The organism is Paenibacillus piscarius, from assembly GCF_022234545.1.
Taxonomy (GTDB): Bacteria; Bacillota; Bacilli; order Paenibacillales; family Paenibacillaceae; genus Paenibacillus_AQ; species Paenibacillus_AQ piscarius.
This window is the reverse complement of sequence record NZ_JAIEUI010000024.1, coordinates 101,661-112,666: the sequence shown is the minus strand read 5'-3', so window position 1 is coordinate 112,666 and position 11,006 is coordinate 101,661. Positions and strand designations below refer to the sequence as shown.

The window sequence follows — 11,006 nt, the reverse complement described above, 5'->3', positions numbered from 1 at the left end:
GGTGGCTTGGTCCCTCCTTTGGTTGGATTTTCACCAACTAGATAATGCGTGCCTCTGGGCGCGCATATAAAAAGAAAATGCCTCCCGGCATCTCCTTCTTCTGTAGATTCAATTATACCGCCTGGTTGCCCTTGGCCGCGATGCAGGCGCCGATGAGCTTGTCACATTTGTGGATATGGTTAATCAGCCAATCTGTCAGCGTCCGGTTCAGCTTGATCGTGGACAAGACGGACACTCCCTTGGTCTTAATCGTCTCCTCCAGATCCAGCACCGTCTGTACGAACTCAGCGTGTGTCCTCTGGTGCTCCGTCAGCTCAGGAAAGTCGATATCCTTCATCAGCTGCTCTTCACTGCCAAAGTGCTCTACGGTGTAGTCCTTAAGGAATCTCAACGTCTCTTCGATCTTCTCCTTGCCTTGCTGGTTGCTGCATGCATCGAAGAAATCATTCAGCTTCACAAGCAGCTGCCTATGCTGGCAGTCAATCTTCTCTACACCGATATCATACGAATCTTTCCAGCTGATCATGGGCTCACCCTGTCCTTTGCCATAAATCACATATTCAAAACATAATTTATTGTCCGCTTTTCCCCATGAAAGTTCTATTAACAACATCACAGGGCAGCTGGGCCGGAAGAGCTTGCTATTCTCAAAATAAATTCCACTCGGGATTGTAACGGTACAGCTTCGACGGGCGGTGTCCGGCATCCCGGGTACTCTCATCGGTCTCGATGACACGCTCGGCAATTTTGCGGCGGAAGGCGGCGGCGAGCAGCTCTTTGCCGAGAATGATCTCATATACACGCTGCAGCTCGGACAAGGTGAACCGCGGCGGCATGAGATTGAAGATGATATCCGTATATTCGGCTTTGCCGCGCAAGCGTTCAATCGCATACTGAACCATAAGCAGATGGTCAAAAGAAAATCCCGAGCTGCGCACAATCTCCCGCTCCATCCGGCGGACATGTCCCTGAACGGTCTCCGTCAGCTTCACCACACCGCTGAGCTTGTTCTGCTCATTCTCAAGGACAATCTCGACCAGCGTCTCCTGCCGGATATCCTGCTCCACGACCTCGCGGCGCGTCTCCATAACACGATACGAGACCTCGAACCAGGCAGCATCGGCGGCATCATCCCCGGCCTGCACGGTCAGCGACTTGCGGTCCACCAGTGCCATATAAGAACAGCTGATGACCCGCATCCGCGGATCACGCTTCACATCGCCCCAAGTATATAATTGCTCCATATAGATATTATCGATATTCGTCTCACTGTACAGCTCCCGGCGGGCGGCTTCCTCTACGCTCTCGTTGATCCCTACGAAGCCTCCAGGCAAGGCCCATTGTCCCAGAAAAGGATGCTCCCCGCGCTGAATCAGCAAGAGCTGCAAGGACTTCTCCGCCAGCTTGCGGTAATTGTCCTGCTCCTGCTCCATCACAGTGAAGATCAGCATATCAACGGTGACAGAGGGCCGCTCATAGCTGCCCGCCTGATAATTCTGCAGGAATTGCTCCTCGGTCAAGCCGCTCGCATCAGTTAACGGTTGGTTAGGCATGGATACACTCCTTTTGTTAATAACATAATGTTATTATATACCCATTACACCTTAGCCAGTCAAGCAGACGCCAGCATCCTGCTGTCACATGGGTTCGATATGGACCAACACTGTCGATACCTTATGGCGGTCCTTGAGCTGATCCTCAATCTCTTCGGTAATATCATGGCTCTGCACAACATTCAGCCGGGAGTCCACCAGCACAGTGGTATCCACCAGCACATTGTTCCCGTGAATACGCGCTTTGATATCCTTGATCGACTCCACGCCTTCAATTTCCGCTACGGTCTGCTTCATCTCCTCCAGCCGGATAGCATCGAAGCCATCGGTCAGATCATGAGAGGCCTTGCGAAAAATATCCCAAGCCGTCTTGCAGATCATCAGTCCGACAATCGTTGCGGTCAGCGGGTCCAGCCAGGGCAGGCCAAACTGCGAGCCGATAATGCCGGTGAATGCCCCCACGCTGACAAGGGCGTCCGAACGGTTGTCCTGCGCAACGGCATACATGGCATTGCTATTCAGATTGCGGGCGAGTCTGATATTGTACATATACACTGCGATCATCACCACAGCACAGGCAGCAGCCGTCCAAGCAGCTACCATATCCGGGGTCTCCAGTACAGGCTGAATGAATTTGTTCACTCCCTGATAGAGCACCTGGAAGCCGACTGCAATCATGATAAAAGAAGCGATGAGTGCGGCAACTGTCTCTGCTCTGAAATGACCATAGCCGTGATTCGAATCCGGGGGCCTGCGGGAAATCTTAAGCCCGATGAGAATGGCTACGGAAGCAATGATGTCGGTACTGTTATTGAGACCGTCAGCAAGCAGCGCCTGGGAACCGGAGGCGGAGCCGATAAATAATTTGACGGCAGACAATAGTATGTAGGCTACGAGGCTTAGCCATGCTCCTTTTTCACTTTGCTTGATATCACTGTAATTTTCCAAGAAAAAGGACCTCCAAAGATTAGTATTGTTCCATACTACACGCTGAGGATCGGGTGGGTCTAGAGAAACAGTGTTGCCGCGCGGCGCAAGAGTTAACCCCGCCAAATAGAGTTGGGCAGCCGGAAGGATGTTGCGAAACCTAACATTCTTTGCCCTCGTTCAACTTTGACCCTTATAATAGAGAAGCGCACAAAGAAGCGGCACCCTCCTGAGTAAGGAGAATGCCGCGGGCGTATGAATTGTTATTCTGCCGGTGGTGTGAAGGAACGTGCTGCGAATTCGGCGTCGAGCATATAGAAGGCGTTGCTGTCCGTTTCGATCCGTTTGAGCTTGGCGATAATGTTGCTGAAGAGCGCCTCCTCTTCCACCTGCTCATCAATGAACCACTTCAGGAAGTAGATCGTCGCATGTTCACGCGCATCCAGGGCAAGGTCTGCCAGATGGTAGAATTTCTTCGTATTCGTCTGCTCGTGGGCATAAGCGTGTTCGAACGCATCCAGCATGGAGCTGTACTCATTCTTCGGCTCAGGCAGAGCTGCCAGAGTCGCCCGGTAGTCGCGGTCGTTCAGGAATTTGTAGATCTTCATGGCATGGAACCGCTCTTCTTCAGCCTGCACCAGGAAAAAGTTAGCGAAGCCGTCCAGACTCTCACCGGAACAATACGCCGCCATCGCCAGGTATACGTGAGCGGAGTAGAACTCGAAATTCATCTGTTCATTCAGCGTGTTCATCAATTGCTCTTTCATTGACAGGTCACCTCATCTTCTAGAATTGGGTATACATTCAAGCAGCTCTATGTAAGTTCCTGTTTATTCTATCACCCTTCCGGGTTCCTCAGCAAACGAAAAGGAGAATGATGCACCATGAAACGCTTCAGATTGCCGCAAACCAGGCTAATTCCCCACAAGCGGCCGCTCTTCGTACTTACAACCGTCTCTTTCCTGCTTCTGGCCAGCGGCTGCGGCGGGAAAGTGAATTCAGCCCAGCCCGTCACCGGTGCAACTCCGTCAGCCGCTTCAGCCCCAGCAACTACAGCCCCTGCTACGCCTGCTGCCACTGCGGAAGCAATTCAGGCAACGCCTGAACCGGCGGCAACCCCGGCTCCTGCTGCCGCTGATGGCAGCTCACAGCAGGACGATGCCATTGCCGGCACCCTGGCCGGAATGACGCTGGAGGAGAAGATAGGCCAGATGCTGCTGGTCGGCATCTCAGGCAAGACAGCCGGTGCCGAGGCGCAGAAGATGATTGCAGAGGACAAGGTGGGCGGCATTATTCTCTACTCCAGCAATGTCGGCAGCCTTAAAGAACTTGTCACGCTCACCAATGACCTGAAAAAGAGTAACAACGGCAATCCCGCACCGCTGTTCATGAGCATCGACCAGGAAGGCGGCAAAGTTAGCCGCCTTCCTGACGAGTATGCCGCATTTCCGTCTAATGCGGCAGTCGGACAAGGGGGCAATGCTGCCGCTGCAGGAACGATGGGCGGACTGCTGGCCAAGGCGGTGAAATCCTCCGGCTTCAATATGGACTTCGCCCCGGTGCTTGATATCAACAGCAATCCTAAGAATCCGGTCATCGGCAGCCGTTCCTTCGGCAATAATGCAGAGCTGATATCACGGCTGGGTATAGCCGAAATGAAAGGACTGGAGGAGGAAGGCGTGATTCCCGTCGTCAAGCATTATCCGGGCCACGGGGATACCTCGGTAGATTCCCATCTGGAGCTTCCGGTCATCGGCAAGAGCGCGGCGGAGCTGGCCAAGCTGGAATGGCTGCCGTTCCAGGCAGCCATTCAGGAGAAGGCGGATGCAGTCATGGTCGCCCACATCCTGTTCCCGAAGCTGGATCCGGACCGTCCTGCTTCCTTATCCAAGGTGATCATCGGCCAGCAGCTACGCGGACAAATGGGATATGAAGGAGTGGTCGTCACCGATGATCTGACCATGGGCGCCATTGTCAAGAACTACAGCCTCCCGGCGGCGGCTGTAGATACCGTGCTGGCAGGAAGCGATATCCTGCTTGTCGCGCATGAATACAAGAACGAGCAGGCCGTGCGGGCTGCCTTGCTCAAGAGTGTCAAGGACGGCACGATCCCTGAATCACGGATTGATGAGAGCGTGTACCGGATTCTGGCGCTGAAGGCCAAATACCAATTGTCGGACGATGCTGTCCCTGTGCCGGACCTTACCGGATTGAACCAGGACATCATCGCCTGGCGGAAGCCGTTTATGCAGAAGTAACGCAAAGAGAGCCCCAAGCCTGGTGATCATCCGATCCCGGCCTGGGGCTCTCTTGCATTCCTATCAACTATTGCAGAACAACGGTGTCTCCCGGCTTCAGCCCGGACAGCACTTCCGTTTTGTCTGTCGTTTCCATACCGGTCTTGATCTCGGTCCGCTCATATTGGCCGTTGCCTTTATCCAGCATGACAAAGGCCTTGTCCCCTTCGCGGATAACCGCGATATTGGAGACCACCACCGCCTTCTCCTTGCGGGTCGTTTCGATGTCCCCGCTCAGGCTGAGGCCGCCGATCAGACGCTCATCCGGCTGGAGAGAGATGACCACCTCGAACTGCGGAATCTGCCCGGCCGTGTTCTGGCCGGTGGTAGTAGTGGCAAACTTAGCCACTTCTTTAACCTCACCGCTCAGGGTCAGATCCTTCATTGCCGTCATCTTTACCTTTACCTTCATGCCTTTTTTGATGCGGAAGATATCCTGCTCGCCGACCTGGGCAATGAATTCCAGCTTGTTCAGATCGACAATCTTGCCGATATACTGGTTGTCAGTGACCGTCTGCGGCCGTTCTGTACTGCTGTCGAAGAGGAAGATCCCTGTCTCGGGTGCATGGAATACGGCAGTACTCAGCTTTTTCTTCTTCTCCGCAAGCTCCTTGGCCTGAATCTCGGCATTGACCTGGTTCAGCTCGTCGTTCAGACGTGCCGTCTCTTGGGCGGCCAGGGCCTTCAGCCGATCCGCTTCTGATCCGACCGGTGTGGCCGACTCATCCTCCTGTTGGCTGACAAAGGCATTCAGCTCCGCCTCCAGCTTCGCCTTGCGGTTAGTCGCTTCTGCGGTATCAATCTCATTGCGAAGCGTGCTCTGGTCCAGCGTGAACAGTACATCGCCCTTCTTCACTTGGGCCCCGTTCTCCACCTTCCAGGCGGTCACCTTGGAAGCGAATGGCGCGTAGACCAGGGTCTCCTGCTGGTATTGGGATCTGCCCTTGACCTGTACCGAGCTGGTCAACGTCTCTTCTGTAACCGGGAAGCTGATGACCTGCATCGGCTCCGGCGGGAGCTCGGCTGTCTCATCGCCCTTGAAGAATTTGGTATATCCGAAATAACCTGCTGTTCCGATAATACCTAAGATTATGATCCACTTCAGGCTCTTCTTTAGAGTCCTCTTCATCATTTCGGCTTCCTTTCTAGCTTAGGGTTAGTCACGTTTAATTGCAGTCAGCGCATCGGTTCTGGAGGCGCTGATCGCCGGATAGATCCCGGACAGCACACCGGTCATGATCGCAAAGGACATGCCGACCGGCAGGTTCATCGTCGGAATGAAGAAATTCATCCCTTCCCCTGCGCTGCCCACCAGCTTGTTGAGTCCCATTACGATCAAATAGGAGAAGGCAACACCCAGCAGGCCGCCCAGCAGCCCCAGCAGCGCAGCTTCCGTAATGAACATATTGCGGATCTGGCCCATGTTGGCACCAAGCACCTTCATAATCCCGATCTGGCGGCGCCGCTGATGGGTGGACATCGTCATCGCCACAATAATAGAGATCGAAGCGATAATGAGGATGAATACCCCGATGCCGAGAGCTGCCATTTTGATCATATCAAATTGTTCCTTCAGCATCTCCTGCTGGTACAGATTATCTTGAGCGTTCAGCGTGAGCTTCTGAATCATCTGCTCCACCGACTTGATGTTCGCCACATCGTCTACTTTGACCGTAACCGAGTTGTAGCTTCCTTCCGGCGGGAGACTGAGTGAACTGGAAGTGGAATTATCGAAGGTCAGCTCCTTGGAGAGCTGCTGGGCGGTCTCCGGCGACATATACATAATCTTGTCATACGAGGCCCGCTGCTCATCCATTCCCTTGGGAAGCGCCAGAATGCCGCCGATCTGGAGCGGTGAGCTAAGCTTGATTGTCTGTGAAGTAGAACTGTAATCCTGAGCCTGAATCTGAACCTGCTTACGGTACAACTCGGACGGCACAGTGGACAATTTTTCATACTGCTGATACAGCTCGGGGTTATACGGCCCGCTGCTCATCTGCTCGAACAGCTTCTCCCGGGTCTCCAGGTCAATCAGGCCCAGGGTAGCCCCGTGATTAAGCACTATCGTTCCTACCTGGTCATTCGCCCCGCCCTGTTTGAATTTGTGATCGTAGGCGGTCAGCTTCTGGAGATCAGTCACCACAATCTTCACATCCGAGATCTTGTTGTCTACCGTTACCATCTGGAGATATCCGGCCTCCTGAAAAGGCGAGGCCGCCTTCACATGGTTCAGTCCGCGAATAATCTCCAGCTTCTGGTCGGTCAACATGCCCTGATTGAGGTTATCGTCCCCACCCCCCGATCCGCCGCCTGCGCTCTGGCCGCCGTTCGACGGAATTCCTCCGCCCGGCGAGACCATAATTTCATCCATCTTGAAATTGGCATTGACTTGATCCGTAACATAGACCTGGGCAGATTGGCCTACACTCAAGGCCACAATGATCGCGGCGCAGCCGATGGATATGCCGGTCATACACAGACCTGTTACCACCTTACGTCTTTTGACCTGATCCCAGGCCATCCGTGAAATGTCTCTGATCTTCACGGCTTCCCTCCCTCTTCAGGCTCAGCATCCGCCGCCTCCGGCACCCCGGATTCCTTGGCAGGCTGCTTCTCGTCCGCAGCAGCCTCATGTTCTTCTGCCCCGGCAGCAGTCTGTTCTTCCGCTGCAGCGGTCTGCTCAGCACCTGTCTCTATATCTGTATTTGTCTCTGTATTAATACCTGTATCTGCCTCAGCTTCTGGCGCAGGCTCCGCTTCCGGAGCTTTGTGCAGGTTGATCTCTTCAGCCGGTTCCTTATGTACAGCCTCGGCTGGTGCCGGAGGTTCAGTCACCAGGAAGCCGTCCTTCAGTGTGAAGATCCGCTGCATCTGCTCCGCCACACTGTATTCGTGGGTAACGACAATGAAGGTGGTCTTCATCGTCCGGTTCAGATTCAGCAGAATGCCGATGATCTCTTCCTCAGTCTTGGAATCTAGGTTCCCCGTCGGTTCATCGGCGAAGATGACCGACGGTTCTGTGATGAGTGAGCGGGCAATACTGACCCGCTGCTGCTGGCCCCCCGAGAGCTGGGAGGGGAACAGATCCGCCTTGTCGGGAATCCCGACCTGCTCCAGCAGCGCCAGCGCCTTCGCCTTGCGGACCCGGGGAGAGACCGACTGGAACACCAGCGGAAGCTCCACGTTCTCACGCACGGTCAGGCTGGTAATCAGCTCATACGCCTGAAAGATAAATCCGATATTCTTGCGCCGGAACTCGGCAAGCTTGTTCTCGCCCATCTTGACGATATCCTTGTCGGCAATGTAGATATGTCCCTCTGTAGGCTTCATCAGTCCTGCCATCAGGTTGAGCAGGGTGGACTTGCCGGAGCCCGAGCTCCCCAGCAGGGCAACCATCTCTCCGGCCTTGACGGTAAAGTTGATTTTGTGGAGAACGGACGTCCATTCATTCCCGCTTTTGTACGAATGCGTAATATCTTCAACACGCAACATGGAAGCTGCTCCTTTTTATAAGCAAAGATTTTTGAGCGGATGACGGTCATTCCTCTGTCTTCTGAGGAACCACATTGGTAACCGAATAAGCCTGGCTGCCCAGCAGCAGCCGCTCGCCCTGGAATTCATCGTAGAAGGCTAACTTGTAGGCTCCTCCGCCCATCGTCTTGTAGAGCGGTCTGCTGAGCGAGAAGGAATACTGGTTATTCGTCCCTTCGATCAGATCGGTGCCCAGGGTAAGGACTCTCTCGGTAGCGATGCCGAACGGATCGGTAATCTGCAGGATCAGCTTATGCTCAAGGGGGCCTGCATCATATTGGTTATCCTTCCGCAGGCTGTAGTTCATTGTTATATCCAAGGTGTCCGAATTCTTCATCCGCTTGCCTTCCGAGGTCAGCACCGAAATCGTATAAGGGTATACTACCGTTGCTTCCAATGTATTCTTCGGCACATTCGCCTGCGGGTTAAGCTGGAGCGCCGCCACATTCACGAACCCGGTCGCTTCCTCCTTACTGTCGGTCAGCTTGCCCTCTTTGACCCCGGCACCAAGATAGAGTGAGACATCCGCAGTGTCCGTAGCCTTGGGCAGCTTGGCCCACATAACCACGAGCTGCTTCGCGCCAGGAGAAGCGCTGTTCTCGGACTGGCTGACATTAGCTTCGAAATATTGACCGTCCTTCGTCTTATAATACGCCTGCAGACGGGCCATCTTGCTCTGTCTCTTCTCTTCGCTGCTCAGCAGAAGCTCGGTGTATACCAGATTCTGGCTCTCTCCTTGATACACCGTTGTCCGGTTCTCCTGAACACTCGCTGTTCTGCCTTTGCCGCTGATAGTGTAGCTCTTGCCCTGCTCGATGGTCGGAATACTGTTGATGGAGTTGCTCACACTAACATCCAGGAATGGAACTGTTTCTGAATTCTGGGTGCCGCTCAGGGCAACCCGCATATCCCGGAACTCTGAGGTATAGGGGATTTTGCCGAGTACATACAGCTCCGCCGACTTGCCGGGTGCCAGTACTGAAGCTTCCTTGTTATCCATGTACAGCTCCGTTGTCACTGGCTGTCCCTCATTGTCGAGCTTAATCGAACCCTTCAGCTCAGGCAGCGTCAGTGATACAGATTGCGTGTTGATGATTCTCAGCCGCAGCGCAACAATATCATCATCTCTCCACGGATAACGCTGCATGGACAGAATGCTGTAAGAGAAAGAGCCGTAAGAATTCGTGACCAGATATTCCTGGCCAGTCTGCACTTCTGTGCGCAGGGCGTAAGGAATGACGAAATAGGCTACCGGGAAAATCATCCTGGATGTCGAGATCGCCGGGGCCGCTGCACCCGTTCCACCTGTATTGCCCGCAGATTCGCCTGTTCCACTAGGCTCCGGCGCGCTCGCGGCAGGCTCGCTGCCGACCGATTCAATCATCATCAGCTGCAGGCCCGACTGTTCGACTTCAAGCGGTATACGGACGGTCAGCGGAACAATTTTGGTCTCTAGCGGCTTCAGGGTAATACCGCTGACTCCCTTGGCGTTCACCTGATACATCTTGCCATTCACAGATTTGACGGCCAGCTCATAGCTTGGCAGCGTTACTGCCTTATTGCCGGTATTCTTAAGCTGCATCTGGAAGGTCCATACCGCATCGGCATCCTGTGAATAGACATTGGCGTTGCGGAGCAGCGTTTCGACCGTATTGCTGTTCACGGTAATCTTCTTGACCACACCGTTGCCAACTACAAGGTTAGGCGTCGTTGCAGCCGGAAGCTTGTATGAAGCCTGAGGCAGCTCAATCTTCGCGGTCTCGTCCTTCTTCGTGAATTGCAGCCGCATGTTATCGGTTTTGAGATAAGCAGGGATTTCGGTCAGATAGTAGATGTTCCGCTTCTCCTGCGGTTGAATCTTATAATCGGTCTGTGTGCCGCTCAGCGCCAGCTCGAAGGATGTTCCGCTTGCGGAGACCAGGTACGCAGAATAGCCCGGATCTCCCAGCACTTTATTGCCTTTGTTGGTCAGGCTTACACCCACTCTGGCGTAGACCTTGCCATTGTACTTATAGAGTTGAAGGGAATCCGCGGCGGCTGTGACCGGAATATCGTTCATCAGGGTATTCTGGCCGGTGCCCGCCGCAGCCGCTGTGGAATAATTCGCCGGCACGGCAAAAGAGCCCGTCTGCTTCAGATATCCCTTCGCCTTGGCATCCCAGACATACATGGATACCTTCATCCCCTGCAGGGAGGTTGCTTGTCCCACATTGACATAATAGGTAACGCTGAGACTCTCCTTGGCTCCAATCTTCTTCTTCAGCGCATCAGCGCCTACCGGGTTCCCGGGCAGCACAGAACCGCCCGGCGTGACCACACGCGAGAAAACCCGCAGCAGACTCACGCTGGCATTGCCGGAATTGGTATATTTCAATGTATACGACACAATGCTTCCGCCGTTCTGATTCCAGATGTTGATATTCTCCAGCACTGCGCTCACTCCCGCTCCCAGAGGAACAGGGTTGAACTTGAAGGCAGCCGGAGCGGATACCGCCGGGGACTTGGCCGCCGCAGCGTCCGCAGCAGGGGCAGTGATGCTTCCGGCCAGTTGTCCGGCGATCAGCGTACCCGCCAGCAGGGCAGCATATGTAACTTTATACTTTCTCATTAATTTCCCTCCAGATGTATTTACTAGAAACAGTATAGTGGCTGGGCGCGTGGAATTTGTATCCACTTTGTAACCCTTCGCTTCCAATTG

At 54.1% G+C, this 11,006-nt stretch carries 8 protein-coding genes and 1 pseudogene; 1 reads left to right on the top strand and 8 read right to left on the bottom strand.

The genetic code is table 11. The features are described from left to right. Window positions 1–112 precede the first annotated feature (112 nt). The 4 genes from K1558_RS27880 to K1558_RS27865 form a co-directional block, all read right to left on the bottom strand. Complete coding sequence (locus tag K1558_RS27880; protein WP_238655238.1) at window positions 113–526, bottom strand: bacteriohemerythrin; 414 nt, start codon at window positions 524–526, stop codon at window positions 113–115. 121 nt (window positions 527–647) lie between these two features. Further along, window positions 648–1,553 carry an NUDIX hydrolase gene (locus K1558_RS27875; protein WP_238655237.1) on the bottom strand — a complete coding sequence of 302 codons (906 nt, stop codon included), beginning with the start codon at window positions 1,551–1,553 and terminating at the stop codon, window positions 648–650. 84 nt (window positions 1,554–1,637) lie between these two features. Next, a complete protein-coding gene (locus K1558_RS27870) occupies window positions 1,638–2,501 on the bottom strand; it encodes a cation diffusion facilitator family transporter (RefSeq protein ID WP_238655236.1) in 864 nt (287 codons plus the stop codon). Between the two features lie 242 nt (window positions 2,502–2,743). Next, on the bottom strand, window positions 2,744–3,247 hold the full coding sequence (locus K1558_RS27865; protein ID WP_238655235.1) for a ferritin: 504 nt from the start codon (window positions 3,245–3,247) through the stop codon (window positions 2,744–2,746). Between the two features lie 117 nt (window positions 3,248–3,364). Between K1558_RS27865 and nagZ the strand changes: the two genes are divergently transcribed. Further along, window positions 3,365–4,738 carry a beta-N-acetylhexosaminidase gene (gene nagZ, locus K1558_RS27860; RefSeq protein ID WP_238655234.1) on the top strand — a complete coding sequence of 458 codons (1,374 nt, stop codon included), beginning with the start codon at window positions 3,365–3,367 and terminating at the stop codon, window positions 4,736–4,738. 67 nt (window positions 4,739–4,805) lie between these two features. Here the strand turns inward: nagZ and K1558_RS27855 are convergent, their stop codons facing one another. From K1558_RS27855 to K1558_RS27840, 4 genes and pseudogenes are all read right to left on the bottom strand, one after another. Then, window positions 4,806–5,909, bottom strand: a complete 1,104-nt coding sequence (locus tag K1558_RS27855) for an efflux RND transporter periplasmic adaptor subunit (RefSeq protein WP_238655233.1) — start codon at window positions 5,907–5,909, stop codon at window positions 4,806–4,808. Between the two features lie 24 nt (window positions 5,910–5,933). After that, window positions 5,934–7,322, bottom strand: a complete 1,389-nt coding sequence (locus K1558_RS27850; protein ID WP_238655232.1) for an ABC transporter permease — start codon at window positions 7,320–7,322, stop codon at window positions 5,934–5,936. A 245-nt stretch (window positions 7,323–7,567) separates the two neighbouring features. Further along, window positions 7,568–8,269: pseudogene (locus K1558_RS27845) on the bottom strand (ABC transporter ATP-binding protein); the annotation flags it as partial. A gap of 46 nt (window positions 8,270–8,315) precedes the next feature. Further along, window positions 8,316–10,916, bottom strand: a complete 2,601-nt coding sequence (locus tag K1558_RS27840) for a hypothetical protein (protein WP_238655231.1) — start codon at window positions 10,914–10,916, stop codon at window positions 8,316–8,318. Window positions 10,917–11,006: the final 90 nt, after the last annotated feature.

Coding starts and splice junctions, on each gene's coding strand:
- K1558_RS27865 (WP_238655235.1), bottom strand. CDS start 3,247: ATGAAAGAGCAATTGATGAACACGCTGAATGAACAGATGAATTTCGAG.
- K1558_RS27855 (WP_238655233.1), bottom strand. CDS start 5,909: ATGATGAAGAGGACTCTAAAGAAGAGCCTGAAGTGGATCATAATCTTA.
- K1558_RS27875 (WP_238655237.1), bottom strand. CDS start 1,553: ATGCCTAACCAACCGTTAACTGATGCGAGCGGCTTGACCGAGGAGCAA.
- nagZ (WP_238655234.1), top strand. CDS start 3,365: ATGAAACGCTTCAGATTGCCGCAAACCAGGCTAATTCCCCACAAGCGG.
- K1558_RS27880 (WP_238655238.1), bottom strand. CDS start 526: ATGATCAGCTGGAAAGATTCGTATGATATCGGTGTAGAGAAGATTGAC.
- K1558_RS27840 (WP_238655231.1), bottom strand. CDS start 10,916: ATGAGAAAGTATAAAGTTACATATGCTGCCCTGCTGGCGGGTACGCTG.